This is a genomic window from Flavobacterium glycines, from assembly GCF_900100165.1.
Lineage (GTDB): Bacteria > Bacteroidota > Bacteroidia > Flavobacteriales > Flavobacteriaceae > Flavobacterium > Flavobacterium glycines.
This window is the reverse complement of record NZ_FNEO01000008.1, coordinates 60,370-78,508: the sequence shown is the minus strand read 5'-3', so window position 1 is coordinate 78,508 and position 18,139 is coordinate 60,370. Positions and strand designations below refer to the sequence as shown.

The 18,139-nt window shown below is 32.8% G+C and carries 12 protein-coding genes; 7 read left to right on the top strand and 5 right to left on the bottom strand.

Annotated features, from left to right (window positions below; all coding sequences use genetic code 11):
- Positions 1 to 5: 5 nt before the first annotated feature.
- The 3 genes from BLR17_RS14675 to BLR17_RS14665 all read right to left on the bottom strand — a co-directional run bounded on the left by BLR17_RS14675 (position 6) and on the right by BLR17_RS14665 (position 5,180).
- Positions 6 to 971 (bottom strand): glycoside hydrolase family 130 protein, encoded by a 966-nt coding sequence (locus BLR17_RS14675; RefSeq protein WP_066329110.1) that lies wholly within the window; start codon positions 969 to 971, stop codon positions 6 to 8.
- Positions 972 to 1,047: 76 nt separating this feature from the next.
- Positions 1,048 to 2,925, bottom strand: a complete 1,878-nt coding sequence (locus BLR17_RS14670) for a sodium:solute symporter family protein (RefSeq protein ID WP_066329180.1) — start codon at positions 2,923 to 2,925, stop codon at positions 1,048 to 1,050.
- Positions 2,926 to 2,936: 11 nt separating this feature from the next.
- Positions 2,937 to 5,180 (bottom strand): GH92 family glycosyl hydrolase, encoded by a 2,244-nt coding sequence (locus BLR17_RS14665; RefSeq protein WP_066329109.1) that lies wholly within the window; start codon positions 5,178 to 5,180, stop codon positions 2,937 to 2,939.
- 128 nt (positions 5,181 to 5,308) lie between these two features.
- On the opposite strand from BLR17_RS14665, the gene BLR17_RS14660 reads away from it, so the two are divergent.
- On the top strand, positions 5,309 to 6,367 hold the full coding sequence (locus BLR17_RS14660) for a sensor histidine kinase (RefSeq protein WP_066329108.1): 1,059 nt from the start codon (positions 5,309 to 5,311) through the stop codon (positions 6,365 to 6,367).
- Between the two features lie 64 nt (positions 6,368 to 6,431).
- On the top strand, positions 6,432 to 7,145 hold the full coding sequence (locus BLR17_RS14655) for a LytR/AlgR family response regulator transcription factor (protein WP_066329106.1): 714 nt from the start codon (positions 6,432 to 6,434) through the stop codon (positions 7,143 to 7,145).
- Between the two features lie 200 nt (positions 7,146 to 7,345).
- On the opposite strand, the gene BLR17_RS14650 is transcribed toward BLR17_RS14655, so the two are convergent.
- On the bottom strand, positions 7,346 to 8,692 hold the full coding sequence (locus tag BLR17_RS14650) for an inorganic phosphate transporter (protein WP_066329105.1): 1,347 nt from the start codon (positions 8,690 to 8,692) through the stop codon (positions 7,346 to 7,348).
- 27 nt (positions 8,693 to 8,719) lie between these two features.
- Positions 8,720 to 9,364, bottom strand: coding sequence for a DUF47 domain-containing protein (locus BLR17_RS14645; protein ID WP_066329103.1), 645 nt, complete (start codon positions 9,362 to 9,364; stop codon positions 8,720 to 8,722).
- 566 nt (positions 9,365 to 9,930) lie between these two features.
- Here BLR17_RS14645 and thrA point away from each other — a divergent pair.
- The 5 genes from thrA to BLR17_RS14620 all read left to right on the top strand — a co-directional run bounded on the left by thrA (position 9,931) and on the right by BLR17_RS14620 (position 17,931).
- Positions 9,931 to 12,378 (top strand): bifunctional aspartate kinase/homoserine dehydrogenase I, encoded by a 2,448-nt coding sequence (thrA, locus tag BLR17_RS14640; RefSeq protein WP_066329102.1) that lies wholly within the window; start codon positions 9,931 to 9,933, stop codon positions 12,376 to 12,378.
- Positions 12,379 to 12,473: 95 nt separating this feature from the next.
- Positions 12,474 to 13,394 (top strand): homoserine kinase, encoded by a 921-nt coding sequence (locus BLR17_RS14635; RefSeq protein WP_066329101.1) that lies wholly within the window; start codon positions 12,474 to 12,476, stop codon positions 13,392 to 13,394.
- A 120-nt stretch (positions 13,395 to 13,514) separates the two neighbouring features.
- Positions 13,515 to 14,804: a threonine synthase gene (thrC, locus tag BLR17_RS14630; protein WP_066329100.1), complete on the top strand. Its 1,290-nt coding sequence runs from the start codon at positions 13,515 to 13,517 to the stop codon at positions 14,802 to 14,804.
- Between the two features lie 392 nt (positions 14,805 to 15,196).
- The gene (locus BLR17_RS14625; RefSeq protein ID WP_066329099.1) at positions 15,197 to 17,257 is read left to right on the top strand and encodes a DEAD/DEAH box helicase; all 2,061 of its coding nucleotides are present in this window, start codon (positions 15,197 to 15,199) and stop codon (positions 17,255 to 17,257) included.
- Positions 17,254 to 17,931 carry a DUF2290 domain-containing protein gene (locus tag BLR17_RS14620; protein WP_066329097.1) on the top strand — a complete coding sequence of 226 codons (678 nt, stop codon included), beginning with the start codon at positions 17,254 to 17,256 and terminating at the stop codon, positions 17,929 to 17,931. Before BLR17_RS14625 ends, BLR17_RS14620 begins: the two co-directional genes overlap by 4 nt.
- The last annotated feature ends 208 nt before the right edge of the window (positions 17,932 to 18,139 follow it).

Sequence of the window (18,139 nt, the reverse complement as noted above, 5' to 3'; positions counted from 1 at the left end):
ACTTTTTACAAGCTATTATCTTTTGTAAACTGAATTACTTCGCTTAATTTTCCAAATGCCATAGCAACAACTGTATCAGCCGCTCCGTAATAAACAGCTAGTTTATCTTCTTCTAAATCGTGTAAAGCCGCACACGGGAAAACTACATTTGGCACATCACCAACTTGCTCATAATTTACCGCTGGACCTAATAAATAAGGTTGCGTTCTGTATTTTACATTATCAGGTTGTTCTGTATCTAAAATAGCAGCTCCCATTGCATAACGGAATCCATTACAAGTATTAATTACACCGTGATAAATCATTAACCAACCTTCATCCGTTAAAATTGGGATTGGTCCTGCACCAATTTTAGTACATTGCCAAGCACTATCTTCAAAAGGAGTTGGCTTCATTACTAAACGATGCTCTCCCCAATATTTCATATCCGGACTAAAACTAATCCAAATATCGCCAAAAGGAGTGTGACCATTATCACTTGGACGACTTAACATGGCATATTTTCCATTAATTTTTTGAGGAAATAAAACTCCATTTCTGTTAAAAGGCAAAAAGGCATTTTCGCATTGAAAAAATTCTACAAAATCAAAAGTATAACCAATACCAATTGTAGGTCCGTTATATCCATTGCACCAAGTAATCCAGTAACGATCTTCAATAAACACCACACGTGGATCGTATTTATAGGCAGATTCAATCATTTCAGTATTTCCAGACTGCATTACAATGGGATCATGATTAATTTCCCAATTGATTCCGTCTTTACTAAATCCGGCAAAAATATTCATCTGCACAGCCTTATTATCACATCTGAAAACGCCCGCAAAACCATCTCCAAAAGGAACTACAGCACTATTAAAAACACTGTTTGATGAAGGAATAGCATATCTTTCAATTATGGGATTTTCAGAATATCTCCACATAATGTCATTGTTATTTTCAGGTCTGTCTTGCCAAGGAATTGTACTCATTTTTTATATATTTTGTTTATTCTTTTTTATTAAATCTTTTAATGCTATTTGATTAAATTCTATCGTCAATTTTAATTTAATCTTGAATTTTTCGAACCTTATCTAACCAGGTATATTTTAAAATTACTGTGGTTACTAAGAAAACAACTAACGAAACAATCGTTTTTGGATAATCACGAATAATAAAGTAAACTGGTAAAACTATCATACTCGATTGCCAAACAATACCTACTAGACAATTAAACATATCCATTATAAAATCGTTATTTTTTTCAAATTGTTGATCTTCTTTTTTCAATAACTGATAAACGGGTTTCCACCATCCCCAAGGTCTAACATTAGTGTAAAAAGATTTCAAAACTTCCATATCAGTTGGCTGGCTGAAATAGGTTCCTAAAACACATCCTAATGCTGAAAAAGCAAGTATAATTGGGAACAAATAAATAGCCTGCATCTCAGATAAAGTATGTAATAAAGTTCCCTGAGCGAAACTTCCTTTATTTTGTTCCAATACAAATTCTAAGGAAGCAATAATCAATCCGGCGAACATTCCCCAGAAATATCCCCAACCATTGAAACGCCACCAAACCCATTTAAGGAAATTAGCTGCCACATATCCACCAAACAATGCACTAGTAATCCATAAAGTCAATGAATTAATTGATTCGGCAAAAAATCCCATAAAAACACCTAAACCTACTACTAAAAAAGAAGCAATTTGACTTATTTTAATATAGTGTTCACTTGTTTCATTTGGCTTGAAATATTTTTTATACAAATCATTTACAATGTAGGCCGGACCCGCATTTACAAATGCTGAGAAAGTAGACATAAATGCAGCTAACAATCCCGCTAATAACAAACCTTTAATACCAACCGGAATTTGAAAATTAATTACTTTTGGCATAATCACCTCTAAATCAGCACCACTTAAATTTGGATTTAAATTCATTTCAGGAGCCATTGTTACTAATGCAATTACTACAATTCCAGCAATTAAAAGGTAGCGAGGAATGAATAAAATTAAGTTGGTAAATCCACTCATATATGCCGCTTCTTTAACCGATTTGGTGGAAAGAATACGTTGTAAATCGTAACTTGGTGTAGGTCCTGCAATACTGGCAAAAAATCCTTTGAATAAAGACATTCCCACCAAAGCTCCAAACATTTTATAACCTTCAGTATCAATCAAATTATTAAAAGTTTGAAATTTTTCACTCCAGTGCGGACCTAATTCCGTTGAAAAAAACACATTTTTCCATTCTTCCGTAATCACCGAATTAATTTGGACATCAGTATAATTCAAAAAGGAATAAGCCGCTACAAGAATACCAGCAACAACCATAATTCCGTATTGTAAAACTTCTGTCGCTACAACCGAAAACATACCTCCTTTTATGGTATAAATTGTTGTTAGAAAAATAACTAATAAGGCATAACTTTGCTCAGAAGTCAATAAAGAAATATCACCTAAATGAATAGCCAAATCCCAAGGTAAAATAATGGTCATAAACTTACCGATTCCCTCAAAAAAATAAGCTATAAAACCAATGGTAGATACGATAGCAAAAACCGCTACAATAATATGTGACGCTCTTCCGGCTTTATCATTCCCAAATCGAGTCAAAATCCACTCAGATCCTGTCATAGTATTCGATTTTCTGATCCAAATAGCCAAAAACATCATCACAAAAACCTGATTCCATATAGGCCAAAGCCACATTAAAAAGAAACTTTTAATACCGTATAAAAAAAGAACTCCAACCATCCAGGCAGTACCGGAAACATCAAACATTCCCGAACCATTACTCAATCCCAGATAATACCATTTTATAGAATTTCCTCCTAAAAAATAATCATCCAAACCTTTAGAGGCTTTTCTTGAAATCCAAATCCCAATTCCTATAGTTAATAGGATATAAAAAACGATTATTGCTACATCTATGCTATTCATTTGTTCTAAAATTATTTTGTTAATCCCCAATTTTTATTTGGCTCAGACCCCATAACAAAATGTAAAGTCCCACCTTCTAATAGCTGTTGATGTGTAATAGTTGTTTGATTAAACGGTACTCCGTTAAGTGTTGCTGATTGTATGTAAAAATTATTTGCTGAAACATTGGCTGCTTCAATAATAAATTTCTTTCCTTGAGGAAGATTAAGCGTTGTTTTTTCAAAAATTGGACTGCCTATTTCATATTCTCCCGAAGCAGGATTCATAGGATACAATCCCATGGAACTAAAGATATACCAAGCCGACATTTGTCCGCAATCTTCATTTCCGCTCAATCCATTAGGAGTTGTATTGTATTGCGTATCTAAAATATGGCGTACCCAATATTGTGTTCTCCACGGTTGTTTAGCATGATTGAACATATAAGCAATATGATGACTTGGTTCATTTCCATGCGCATATTGACCGATTAATCCTGAAATGTCAGCCGAAATATTATTACCGGTTATTTCTGAACTTTCTGTAAATAATTGTTCTAAGCGTTTGCTGAACTTTTCGTTTCCACCATGTAAACGAATAAAAGCATCTACATTATGAGGTACAAACCAGCTGTGTTGCCAGGCATTACCTTCAGTATAATCAGTATGTTCTCTATGGTTCGAATGTTTAGGATCAAAAGGCTCATTCCAGGATTTTCCATCAGCTGCTTTTCCTCGCATGAATCCGGATTTGGCATCAAATAAAAATTCGTAGGCTTTTGAACGATTTAGGAAATAGTTATAATCCTCTTCTTTCCCTAAAGCTTTTGCCATTTGTGCCACACACCAATCATCGTAAGCATATTCTAAAGTAATTGTAACCGACTCATCCAAAAGATTATATGGTATAAATCCATATTTCTTGTACAAATCTAATCCACGTTCATTTTGCATCATCGTATTCTTCATGGCATCATACGCTTTTTCTGCATCAAAACCTTTAATACCATTCTTGTATGCATTGACAATTACAGGAATTGCATGATACCCTGTCATTGTATTCGTTTCGTTAGCATACAAAGTCCAAACTGGTAAAATTTTCTTGGTTTCATAATAGGCTAACATCGAATTGATAAGATCAGAAACCTTATCAGGAGCTACTAAAGTCAACAAAGGATTTTCGGCTCTAAAAGTATCCCAAAGCGACAAAGTAGAATAAGCGGTATAATCTTTAGCCGTAATAATTTTATCATCTTCTCTTCGAAACTGACCATTCTTATCGCTATAAGTCACCGGAGCTAATTGTGAATGATAGAGTGCTGTATAAAAAATTGTTTTAAGAGAATCGACTGATGTTTCTACTTCGATAGGATTTAAAGCTGTATTCCAGGTTTTAGTAGCTGTTGCTTTTACTTTATTAAAATCAAAATTGCTTTTGTCTAAGTTTTCTTTAGCATTAGCTACACTTACAGAAGAAATTGCAACCTTAGAATACAATTCATTTGAATTTTTATGATCAAAAAATAATTGTGCAATTGTTTTTTCTCCTGAAGCACTTATGCCGGCTATATTCTTTTCATCTGCAACTAATCCCCATTTAGAGATAGGTTTTGAAAATTGAGCTACGAAAAAAACTTTTTGATTTTTGGCCCATCCTGTACTGTAACGATAACCACTTATTGTTGTTTCATTTTCGATGGTAATTTCTGTTTTGGTAGCCTTATCCCAATTGATAGCAAAACCTAAATCAACAATAACCGATTGTAAATCTTTATCTTTAAAAGTATATTTATGGAAAGCGGTTCTTTGCGAAGCTGTTAATTCTACATTAATCTTAGAATCATTTAAATAAACCTGATAATAACCCGGTTTTGAAGTTTCATTTTTATGACTGTAGGTCGATTTATAAGCTAGTAAATCTCTGGAAGTTGCTTTAGTTGTTAATTCAATTTTTTTATTGATTGGCATAAAAAGAATATCAGCCAAATCCCCTATACCTGTTCCACTTAAATGCAAATGACTAAAACCCGCAACAATCGAATCGGAATAATGATAACCGGAACACCAATCCCAACTTGAATAACCATTATCAGGACTTACCTGAATCATCCCAAACGGAACTGTTGCCCCGGGATAGGTATGACCATGACCTCCGGTTCCAATAAAAGGATTTACATATTGAACTAAATCATCATATTTAGCTGTCCTTTTTTCGCTATTTGATTTACAATTTGTAAGCAAAGTTGCCGATAAAACAAGTAAAGCTATTTTCTTCATAAACGATATTCTTATATTTAACACTAAATTTATATAAATTTGACAGCTGTTTAAATAATTTTAGACGGACAACAATTAAACACGGCTAAACACCAAAAAAACACCTCGAAAACCCTAAAATCAAAAACATGTTTTTTAATTCTAACAAGCTTCATAAAATTCCATTGCATTACCATGTAGTGTTCTGGTCAGTTTATTTCATTTTTAATACTTTTAGATGGGGAAGCTATTTCAATGATTACCTCTATTCATTAAAATCTAATCTGCTGGGATTCCCTATTCACATGACACTTTGTTATTTGAATATTTTGGTTCTCATGCCAAATTTTGTTTACAAAAAAAAGTACACGCTTTACATAATTCTCTTACTCCTTTCTATATTTTGTATGGTGATGGTTAAATTTAATCTCACTTATTATTTAATCAATCACAATGTGTGGCCAGAAGGACCGGAACGTATAGAAATACTGACTTTGAATTATACGATAGATATGATGATAGGCGAACTATATGTAATTACTTTTGTAACCGCTATTAAAATTACACTTGACTTTATCAAAGAACACAAAAGAGTTACCGATTTAGAAAAAGCCAATTTGGAAACAGAATTACTTTTTTTAAAATCTCAAATATCTCCGCATTTCTTTTTTAACACTCTAAATAACATCTACTCCTTATCAGTAGAAAAATCAAATAAGACACCTAAGATTATCCTAAAATTGTCTGAATTAATGCGCTATATGTTGTATGAAACACAAAGCAAAAGACAAACGCTGGAAAACGAAATTCTTTGTATTCAAAACTATCTTGATCTAGAACGAATTCGACATGATGAAAGACTCGAAGTAAATATGTATATTTCGGGAGATATTCATGAAAAAGAGATTTCTCCTATGCTTTTATTGACATTCATAGAAAATTCTTTCAAACATGGTGCTAATAAAAATGTAGGCAATGTTAAAATAGACGTTAACTTCAAAATCAAAGAAGATTTTCTCTATTTTTCGGTTTCAAACCCAATGCCTGCCGTTACGAATCATGTAGACAATTTAAGTAAATCCAGTGGAATTGGTATTGAAAATGTTAAAAAAAGACTTGAATTAGGCTATAATAAAAGTGATTATAAACTTTCTATTAAAAATAAAAACAATAATTTTGTTGTCAAGCTTAAAATTAAAGTTACCTAAAGATCCTTTGACACTATTCAAAACAAACTTTAATTAAATTGACCTAAAAATAATATATCCAACAATGAAAATTAAATGTCTGATAATTGATGACGAACCATTAGCAATTAATGTTATTAAAAATTATATCGAACAAATTGAAGAATTAGAATTAGTAAAAACCTTTAACAATTCAATCGAAGGTTTGAATTTTTTAAAAAACAATACTGTTGATGTTATCTTCCTTGACATAAATATGCCTGTACTGGATGGTATTAATTTTATTAAAAGTTTAGAAAATCCTCCTCTTTTAATAATTACAAGTGCTTACGACGAATTTGCTATACAAACTTATGAATTAGATGTTCTTGACTATTTAGTCAAACCCATTGAATTTCCAAGGTTAATGAAGGCTATCAATAAAGTTTACAAAAGACTCGATGCTACAAACAAAACAACTATTGACAACTCCAAAGAAAACCCTTTCATCTTTGTAAAAATTGACAAAAAGAAAATGAAAAAAATTTTCTTAGATGAAATTTTGGTTATCGAAAGTTTAAAAGATTATTTAAAAATCAACACAACTTCGGGAAGATATATCATCCACAGTACCCTATCTGATTTCACCAATTTATTACCCGAAAGAGATTTTATAAGAATACATCGTTCTTATACTGTAGCTATTAACAAAATTGATGCAGTAGAGGGAAATAGCATAGAAATTGAAGGTTTAAGATATGTTATTGGAAGATCTTATATTGATGAAGTAAAGCAAAGAATTCTAAATACTTCTTTATAACAAATTATTCATTGATTTAATTCTTTATAAAACCAAATGTCTGATCTAAAAAAGTGAAACAGTTATTTTTATAAGCCCAATCAGAGAAATGAAAAATAAGAAATAAAAAAGACCGATAATGGTAAAATCATTATCGGTCTTTTTTATTTTACTGTTTATTTAAAAGTTGGATTACTTCTTAAATAATTTTGCTCAATAAATTACAGGAACAGACTTAATGCAAAATAGCAAAGAGCTGCTAAAAATGCTGAAACAGGAATAGTTAACACCCAAGCCCATAACAAACTCACGGTAACCCCCCATCTTACAGCCGAAACACGTTTGGTCAAACCAACTCCAATAATAGACCCTGTAATGGTATGCGTTGTACTTACCGGCACTTTAAAATGTTCTGTAAAATAAAGTGTCAAAGCCCCTGCCGTTTCAGCTGCTACGCCTTCAAACGAAGTTACTTTAGTAATCTTAGAACCCATTGTTTTTACAATTTTCCAACCACCACTTAATGTACCCACAGCAATAGCAGTATAACAGGCTAACGGAATCCATTCCGGCATTGCTCCTTTAATTCCTTTATCATCATCCGGAAGAACCACCTGTAACCAATCCGGTAGCGTCATAATATCAACACCACTGGTTTTAATATAAACCGCTACGGCAGCCGCAATAATACCCATTACTTTTTGCGAATCATTTCCTCCGTGACCTAAACTAAAAGCTGCAGATGACAATAATTGCATTTTTTTCAAAACAGCTTCAGATTTGTGCAAATTTAAACTGCTAAATACTAAAGCAAATGCTGAAATTGATAATATAATAAAGGCTACCAAAAACCATTTGATGTTATGTGATTCAAATACTACACTCCAAAAATGCGACTCAAAACGAGGTTTTTCGATATCAGCAAAAGAAACTAACTCACCATTAACAAACCAGATAGTTGCAATCATCAAAGCTACTGTAAATAGTTTAGGTCCAATACTTTTGCGTGAAGCATTTAATAACCAAATCGATATAAAATAAGAAGCCAATACCCCCAATAAAGGTGCTAAAACAATAAAAGCAATAATGATAACAACCCCTGAAGGCATTCCACCATCTTTTCCGGCTTTATACCAACTTACAATATCATACCAATGTTTTGTATGTTCAACCCCATCTTCAATAATAGTATAATCTGAAAATCCGTGTATCGCAATCGCATGAGCAATCGCTGCTCCTGCAAAACCTCCAATTAAAGTGTGTGATGAACTCGAAGGAATTCCCTGCCACCAGGTAATTAAATTCCAGGCAATGGCCGCAATAACCCCGGCAAGAATTACAGTTAAATTAATCTGGCTGGCATCAGCAGTTTTTGCAACTGTATTAGCCACTCCCAAACCAAAAACCCAATAAGCCAGGAAATTAAAAAAAGCAGCCCAAACAACTGCTTGAAATGGAGTCAGTACTTTTGTAGCAACAACCGTTGCTATAGCATTAGCCGCATCATGAAAACCATTAATGTAATCAAATATAAGTGCTAAAACTATAATTGTGATAAGTAAAGTCATACCTTATTACTTCAAAGAATAATTAAATTAAGAATGTTTAACCGCAATAGATTCTAAAACACTAGCTACACTTTTGCACTTGTCTGTAGCTGATTCTAAAATTGACAACACTTCTTTGTATTTAATAATGCTCTTAGCATCTGTTTCGTTCTCAAAAATTTCAAAAACAGCTTTGTTATAAACATTGTCTGACTTGTTTTCTAACTTAGAAATTTTAGCACAAGCTGCTTTAATCTTATGTGCGTTTTTAAAATCTCTCAATTCTTTTACCGCAATTTCGATATTCTGACAAGCTTCAAGATTTATCTCCGTCAATTTACGAATCGATTTAGTAATCTTATCTACCTGATACAAACGCATGATACTCGAAGCACCGTGCAAACGATCAGCAACATTATCAATAGAAGTTACCAATGAGTGAATATCTTCACGGTCAAACGGAGTAATAAAGTTTTTACTCAATTCTAAATTTGTCTGACGTGTAATATCCTCTCCTCTTTGTTCTAATTCATCAATTTTATGAAAAAGAACTTCTCTTTCTTTTAAAGGAAGGTTTACTGCTTCGTGCAAATTAGAAGCCAACTCAATCAAATTACTTGAAGCTTCTTCAAAAAGTGGAAAGAATTTTTTATCCTTTGGTACTAAAAATTGGAAAATACTGTTTATTGACATTTTTTACTTTATTTTTTAGACAGCAAAAATACTTTTTTTTATTTCATGTTAAAGTCATTTTAAAAATTAATACCACCATTGTGCAAAATTTTATTCCGCTTTACTCCTTTTTAATCTTTATTTTTCTAAAATTTTTCAACCACACTCAACTAAAAAGTCTTTTTTAATGGAAAAACTTTTTAAAGCCTGTATTTGACATTAAATTATTTCCCTTAATTATTTTCACAAAAAACAAGCTATTTAAAAAAATTTAAAGAAGAATCACTATAATTAAAGACAGTAAAAACATATATTTGCTCTTTTTTTAAAATTATTCACAAAAACCCGATAAAGGTTTTTGATTTTTATAAAAAACTGTATTTTTGGGAACTATTATGAAAAACAACAGAACTACATATCATTCTTCGATAAAAACTCAAATTTGGGTTTCAATTTCTGTTACAACTACTACCACCCCTTAGGGGTATATTTCTTTACATATAATCCTGATTTATACATGCTTTTTATTAAAAAAAAAGATGTTGGCTGTATAAAAAATAGTGCATTTTTAAAATAAAACAAACAAAATGAGAGTATTAAAATTTGGCGGAACTTCGGTAGCCAATGCAAAAAATATAAAACTGGTTTTAGATATTGTTCTCAACAAGGCTAAAAAAGACAAACTTATTGTAGTTGTTTCTGCGCTTAGCAAAGTAACGGATTTGCTACAATTAGCAGCTTCAAAAGCGGCCGCTAACGACGAAAGTTACAAAGAAATCGTTGCTGAAATTGAGAAAAAACACTTAGATGCCTTAAAAGAATTAATTCCTGTAAGTGAACAAAGCAGCTTATTAAGCCATATTAAAAGAATCATCAACCACCTTGAAACTATTTTAGACGGTTGTTTCCTTCTTGGCGAATTATCTGCGAGAACATCTGATACTATTTTAAGTTTTGGCGAATTACTTTCTTCATATATCATTGCCGAAGCCTTAAAACAAAACCTTAAAAACAGCAGTTACAAAGACAGCCGTGAGTTGATTAAAACCAATAACAATTACGGAAAAGCAGCTGTAAACTTTGAAGTAACTAACTCTTTGACTACTGCTTTTTTTGCTAATAATGATGCTCAGGTTGTAGTGATGCCGGGCTTTATTGCTTCTTCATTAGACGAAATCAACACTACTTTAGGTCGTGGAGGTTCTGATTATACTGCAGCTATTTTGGCAGGAGCCTTAAATGCGGACGAATTAGAAATTTGGACTGATGTAAACGGTATGTTTACTGCCAATCCTAAGATTGTAAAACAAGCTCAGCCAATTGCTACTATTTCTTATCAGGAAGCGATGGAGTTGTCGCATTTTGGTGCGAAAGTTTTATATCCGCCAACAATCCAACCGGTACTAAGAAAAAACATTCCTATTCATATCAAAAATACTTTTGAGCCGGAAGCCGAAGGAACTTATATCTCTAATGTTTCTGTTTCAAATGGTATCCCTGTAAGAGGAATCAGCCATATAGATAATATCACATTAATCACACTGGAAGGTCCGGGAATGATTGGAGTTTCAGGTTCTTCTAAAAGACTTTTCGAAGTGTTGTCAAATGAAGGCATCAATGTAATCTTCATCACTCAGGCTTCTTCTGAGCATTCTATCTGTATCGGAATTTTGAATTCTGATGCTGAAGTTGCCGAAAATGCCATCAACAAAGCATTCGAAATCGAAATTGCTCAAAACAAAATCGATCCTTGCATTGTGGAGCAAAACCTTTGCATCATTGCATTGGTTGGTGAAAACATGAAAAACCACCAGGGTCTAAGCGGAAGAATGTTTAGTACTTTAGGTAAAAATAACGTAAACATCAGAGCGATTGCTCAGGGTGCTTCCGAAAGAAACATCTCGGCTGTAATTAACGAAAGAGACGTTAAAAAAGCACTGAACACTTTACACGAAAACTTCTTTGAAGAAAACACAAAACAATTGAATTTATTTGTAATGGGTGTTGGGAATGTAGGTGAAAAATTCATCGAACAAATCCACCAACAAAAGAAATTCTTAAAAGAAAATCTAAAAATCAATGTTCGTGTAATTGCATTATCGAATTCAAGAAAAATGCTTTTTGACGAAGATGCTATCGATTTAAATTCATGGCAAGCGGCTCTTGAAAACGGGGAAACAGCTAACAAAGAATTATTTATCGAAAAAGTAGCAGCGTTAAATTTACGCAACTCTATTTTTGTTGACATCACTGCCAATGCAGATGTTGCAGCTATTTACGAACGTTTCTTAAAACAAAGTGTGGGTGTGGTAACTTGTAACAAAATTGCCTGTGCTTCGGCTTATGACAATTACAAGAATTTGAAAAAATTATCAAGACAATACAATGCGCCATTCTTGTTTGAAACCAATGTAGGTGCAGGATTGCCAATTATTGATACCGTGAAAAACCTGATTGCTTCGGGTGATAAAGTGCACAAAATTCAAGCAGTTTTATCCGGAAGTTTGAACTTTATCTTTAACAATTTTGACGAAAACAATTCGTTCCATGATGTGGTTAAAGAAGCGGGAGTTCAGGGATTCACAGAACCGGATCCAAAAATTGACTTAAGCGGAATTGACGTTGCCAGAAAAATTCTGATTTTAATTCGCGAAAGCGGTTACAAAATGGAAATTGAAAATATTGAAAATAATTCGTTCCTGCCTGCTGCATGTATGGCAACTACTAACAACGAAGATTTTTTCAAATCGTTAATTGAATACAACAGCCATTTCGAAGGCATTTTGGCGGAAGCCAAAGCAAAAGACAGCCGATTGAAATTTGTTGCTGAATTTATAAACGGAAAAGCAAACGTAGGATTACAATTTATCCCAAAAGACCATCCTTTCTACAATTTAGAAGGAAAAGACAATATTGTTTTATTCTATACCGATCGTTATGTGGACCAGCCTTTATTGATTAAAGGAGCCGGTGCCGGCGCGGCGGTTACAGCTTCGGGAATTTTTGCCGATGTAATTAGAATTGGAAATGTTTAAAAAAAGTTGCTAAGCAACTAAGGTACTAAGTCGCTAAGAATTTCATTTAGCAACATAGAATCTCAGAAACTTAGTCTCTCAGAAACTATAAAAAAATGAATGAAGTAAAAGTATTTTGTCCTGCAACCATTGCAAACCTTTCCTGCGGATTTGACGTATTGGGATTGTGTTTAGACAATGTAGGTGACGAAATGATTGTTCGAAAATCAGCCGAAAAAGGCGTTCGTATTACTAAAATCGAGGGTGCTAATTTGCCTTTGGAAGCCGAAAAAAACGTAGCCGGAGTAGCTTTACTGGCGATGCTGGAAGAAACAAATGCCGATTTTGGTTTCGAAATCGAAATATACAAACACATCAAAGCCGGAAGTGGAATTGGTAGTTCGGCGGCAAGTTCTGCGGGAGCAGTTTTTGGAGCGAACGAATTATTAGGTAATCCGTTTAGCCGAAAAGAATTGGTGAAATTTGCCATGCAAGGAGAAAAATTAGCTTCGGGTAATGCCCATGCTGACAACGTTGCCCCTGCCCTTTTAGGCGGTTTTACGTTGGTAAGAAGTTCGAATCCTTTGGATATCATCAAAATTGACAGCCCTAACGAATTATTCGCAACCGTAATTCACCCGCAAATTGAGTTGAAAACTTCCGATGCGCGTTCGGTACTAAAACAAACTGTTTCCCTAAAAAGCGCTATCACGCAATGGGGAAATGTAGGCGGATTAGTGGCAGGATTGTACACTCAGGATTACGATTTAATCGGGCGTTCATTGCATGATGAAATCGTAGAACCGTTGCGCAGTGTATTGATTCCGGGCTTTGATTTAATCAAACAATCGGCTTACGAAAACGGTGCTTTGGGTTCAGGAATTTCAGGTTCAGGACCTTCTATTTTTGCTTTAAGCAGAGGAAAAGAAACCGCCGAAAAAATTGCTAAAGGTATGAGTGCCGTGTACGACGCAATCAACTTACCATATGAAATTCATGTGTGTAAAGTGAACGATACGGGAATGAAAGTGATTTAGAAATTAGAAGGCAGAAACAGAAAGCAGAAAAAACTTTGTGACCTTTGTGTTTTATCAACGCATTAAAGAGTAAAACCTTAGTGAACTTTGTGTTTAAATAAAAAAGCAATCATCAATCAAATGAAATATTACAGTTTAAATCATAACGCACCAAAAGTTTCTTTTCAGGAAGCCGTAATACAAGGATTAGCAGCCGATAAAGGATTGTATTTTCCGGAAAGCATCACGCCGCTTCCGCAATCTTTTTTCGACAATATCGAAAACTTAAGCCACGAGGAAATTGCTTTCGAAGCGATTCAGCAATTTGTGGGTGACGAAATTCCAACCGATACCCTAAAACAAATCATTGCCGAAACTTTATGCTTTGATTTTCCGGTTGTTCCTGTTGAAAAAGGAATCTATTCGTTGGAATTATTCCACGGGCCAACGATGGCGTTTAAGGACGTTGGAGCGCGTTTTATGTCGCGTTGTTTGGGTTATTTCAACAAAGACAAAAAAGACAATACCAATACCGTTTTAGTGGCTACTTCCGGAGATACAGGAGGTGCTGTGGCTAGTGGTTTTCTTGGAGTTCAAGGAGTTGAAGTGGTAATTTTATATCCTTCCGGAAAAGTGAGCGACATTCAGGAAAGACAATTAACTACGCTCGGGCAAAACATCAAAGCACTGGAAGTTGACGGTGTTTTTGACGATTGTCAGGACATGGTTAAAAAAGCGTTTTTGGATGAAAGTTTATCACACAAAAACCTGACTTCGGCTAACTCTATTAATATTGCACGTTGGTTACCACAAATGTTTTATTTCTTCTTTGCTTACAAAGCTTTGAAATCACAAAACAAGCCTTTAGTATTTTCTTGCCCAAGTGGAAATTTCGGAAATATTTGTGCGGGTATCATCGCGAAGAAAATGGGCTTGCCTATCGAACATTTTGTAGCCGCTACCAATGTTAACGATACGGTTCCAAGATTTTTAGTCAACGGAATTTATGATCCAAAACCGTCTATTGCTACGATTTCGAATGCTATGGACGTAGGAAATCCAAGTAACTTTATCCGTATTCAGGAAATGTATGGAAATGATTTGGCGCAGTTTAAAAAAGATTTTTCTTCTTACACTTATACTGACGAAGAAACTCTGGCAGCTATGAAAACCATTTACAACACCGATGGTTACATTGCCGAACCTCACGGAGCAGTAGGTTATTTAGGATTGAAAAAAGAACTGGAAAATTATCCAAATGCTATTGGGGTTTTCTTAGAAACGGCACACCCTATCAAGTTTTTAGATGTTGTAGAACCGGCTTTAGGAGTGACTTTACCAATTCCTGCGCAAATTGAAAGCGTATTAAACAAAGAAAAAGTAAGCACTAAAATTAAAACTTACGAAGAATTGAAAGCCTTTTTAAATTAAGCTTTCAAAAACCCAAATATAGAACGGCTAAGGAGTAATCTTTAGCCGTTTTTTTGTGGGCGTGACCCAGCCTCCCCTTCGTTACAGCTGGGTCGGGCTATACGTTACAATCTTTTATTTCACTACGCTACATAAAAGGATTTTCACTACTATCCCTCACGCAAACCTTACTCACCAAAACATTTGATTTTAAAATTATAATTATTTAAATACGAAAAGTATTCAAAAAAACAAAAAATCGCTTTATCAACTTGTAATCATTTATCTATATATTTGTAAATATCTTTCAAAGATATTTATCACTACATCTAACCTTATTCAATTGTATTATAGAGACTATATCATTATTATAAACTGGTTATATGCAATAGTTATAAAATTACCATTTCAATATGAAAATTAATTCAAGAGAAAAGACATACAAACATAATTCGCAAGCATTTAGCTTTATAGAACATTTAAAAAGTCATGAAGCGGATTTAAAATTGGGTGAATCATCACTCTATTACGACTTTCCCATATTTAAAGATTTCGATGGGGATTTACTAGTTAGTCAACTATTAGTAATATCTAAAAAATTAGGAATTATTATTTTAAGTTTTGATAATATTGAATCTAGCGATAATAAGCTTGAAACAATAGAAAATTTAGAACAATTACAATCAATTATTTTCAGTAGATTATTGAGAAATCGTTCATTAAGAAATTCTACAACAACTTTAAAGTTTGATTTAAATACTATTGTTTTCAATTCAGATATTAGCAAAACTTTTGAATTTGAAGGAGTAAAATGTATATCAAATTTTACTGATTTAAATGCTTATTTTTTAGAATTAAATTCTCAATCAGAAATAGAGGACTCTTTATATACAGAATTACTTTCAACAATTGAAGGATCTAAAGGAATAATTAAACCTAAAGAAAGAGGAAATATTTCTGACGATAAGAAAAAAGGTTATGTAGCAACCGAAATCGAAAGAGAAATAAGTACATTCGATGAATTCCAAAAAAAAGCTTACATTAACGAAATTATTGGTCCTGAAAGAATTAGAGGTTTAGCTGGTTCTGGTAAAACAGTAGTATTAGCATTAAAAGCTGCATTAACACATTTACGTAATCCAGATGCTAATATTGCTTATACATTTTATACAAAAAGTCTATATCAACATATTCAAAGATTGATAACTAGATTTTATAGGCAATATGATGATAAAGATCCAGATTGGAATAAATTAAAAATTATTCACGCCTGGGGTAGTAACACTAATTCAGGGATTTATCATGAGGCTTGTGAGGTTAATAAAATTCCATTTCTATCTTTTAGCGATGCAAATTTTAAAAAGCCGGGCAACGCCTTTGACTTTGCATGCTCAACTGCATTAGAAAATGACATCTCAGAAATTTATGATTATATTTTTATAGATGAAGGTCAAGATTTCCCAGAATCTTTTATAAAACTTTGTCTCAGTTTATGTAAAAATGGACGTATAGTTTGGGCGTATGACGAACTTCAAACTATTTTTCAAACCAAAACACCTTCAATTGAATCAGTTTTGGCTGGATCTAAATATCAGGGATTAGAAGAAGACATTATATTATATAAATGCTACAGAAATCCAAGAGAAATATTAGTAACTGCACATGCAATTGGTTTTGGTTTTTATAATGAAATCGTTCAGATAATAAAAGAAAAAGAGTATTGGCACGATATAGGTTACCAAGTTACAGAGGGAGATTTTAATATTGGAGATAATATAAAAATTGAACGACCGAAACAAAATTCTTTAGAGACAATATCTAAACACTTCAGCAAAAATGAAATTATTCAAGTTGAAGCTTTTGATGATTATGGAAAAGAAATAATTTTTTGCTGTGAAAACATATTAAATGATATTAAAGATGGTTTATTACCTGAAGATATTTTGGTTATTGTCGTTGACGATAGAAATGCAAAAAAATATTTAAATGATATTCATAAAGTATTATCTGAAAATAATGTAAAGTGCAATAATATACATAGTGATAAATTTAGTATAAAAGATTTTTCAATTAATAATCATGTCACATTAAGCACAATACATAAAGCAAAGGGAAATGAGGCATATTCTGTTTATGTAGTTGGAATAGATGCATTATATTCTTTAAAACCTTCTGTAAGAGAAAGAAACTTAATGTTTACAGCATTAACTCGTGCTAAAGGATGGGTTAAAATAAGTGGCATTGGTGAATCGGCTAAAAGATGGAAAGTTGAAATTGATAAAGCAATTTCAATAAGTCCAAATATTGAATTTACTTATAGTAAGGAAGTTGAAAGAGCATTAAAAAGAGATATAATAGAAACAGCTGAAAGAAAAAGTAAACAATCTAAAATATTAGATGAATTATTAGCTGAAATGACACCTGAAGAAATAATGTTATTTTTAGAACAAAGAAAAGTTAAGAAAAAACTATGATTTCACAAGGGAAATTCTCCACAGAATTAAATGAAATACAAAATTTCCTCAACGAATTGGACTTATTAGACGAAAGGAATTACAGTCCTGCAGATATCGAAAATGTTTCATTATTTCGGCATACAAACTTCAAAGAAAATTGGAAATTAATTATGGAAAATAATATTTACGATTTTCTATTAAAGGACAATTCGTTGCTAATATTTAAGTTTAATTCTCAAAATAATACAGCTTCCTATACATATATTGATTGTCCTTATAAATGTTTAAGTTATAATGATTTTATAGCTCAAGAAGGATTTGAAGATGATTTTTCTAAAACTTTTGTGGAAGAATATTATTTATATGTTTCCGAATGTAAACTAAAGGAAAATGCTGTATATATTAGATATGATGTAGACTCTAAAGGTTACACAAATGGACTGCATCCTCTTTCTCATATGCATATTGGCTTTAATAATGATATTAGAATAGGTATAGATAAGTTTCTTACACCGAAATCCTTCATATTGTTTTTACTAAGACAACATTATGTTGGATATTGGAAAAATATATTAAAATCAGATCCCAAAAATACTATTTTAACATATTACGAAAATCACAAAAGTCATTTACCAAGTGTTCCTAGAAAGTTTTTTAGTAATTATGATTTACATGAACTTTACTTACAATAACCCCACTGGCGCTCGTTTACAACGAGTGCCTACATACCTCAATAAACAAATCGTAGCGTTTGCAACGCGGTTAAAACATTATTATCACAAAATACCCGCGTTGCAAACGCTACATTTTACCATTATAATTTCAATTAGATCCCAGCCGTAATCAAGAACCGGAGAATTTATCGACTAATTCAAAAATGATAAATCTATCAATCAGCGA

Coding starts and splice junctions, on each gene's coding strand:
- BLR17_RS14670 (WP_066329180.1), bottom strand. CDS start 2,925: ATGAATAGCATAGATGTAGCAATAATCGTTTTTTATATCCTATTAACT.
- BLR17_RS14625 (WP_066329099.1), top strand. CDS start 15,197: ATGAAAATTAATTCAAGAGAAAAGACATACAAACATAATTCGCAAGCA.
- BLR17_RS14620 (WP_066329097.1), top strand. CDS start 17,254: ATGATTTCACAAGGGAAATTCTCCACAGAATTAAATGAAATACAAAAT.
- BLR17_RS14635 (WP_066329101.1), top strand. CDS start 12,474: ATGAATGAAGTAAAAGTATTTTGTCCTGCAACCATTGCAAACCTTTCC.
- BLR17_RS14675 (WP_066329110.1), bottom strand. CDS start 971: ATGAGTACAATTCCTTGGCAAGACAGACCTGAAAATAACAATGACATT.
- BLR17_RS14660 (WP_066329108.1), top strand. CDS start 5,309: ATGTTTTTTAATTCTAACAAGCTTCATAAAATTCCATTGCATTACCAT.
- BLR17_RS14645 (WP_066329103.1), bottom strand. CDS start 9,364: ATGTCAATAAACAGTATTTTCCAATTTTTAGTACCAAAGGATAAAAAA.
- thrC (WP_066329100.1), top strand. CDS start 13,515: ATGAAATATTACAGTTTAAATCATAACGCACCAAAAGTTTCTTTTCAG.
- BLR17_RS14665 (WP_066329109.1), bottom strand. CDS start 5,180: ATGAAGAAAATAGCTTTACTTGTTTTATCGGCAACTTTGCTTACAAAT.
- BLR17_RS14650 (WP_066329105.1), bottom strand. CDS start 8,692: ATGACTTTACTTATCACAATTATAGTTTTAGCACTTATATTTGATTAC.
- thrA (WP_066329102.1), top strand. CDS start 9,931: ATGAGAGTATTAAAATTTGGCGGAACTTCGGTAGCCAATGCAAAAAAT.
- BLR17_RS14655 (WP_066329106.1), top strand. CDS start 6,432: ATGAAAATTAAATGTCTGATAATTGATGACGAACCATTAGCAATTAAT.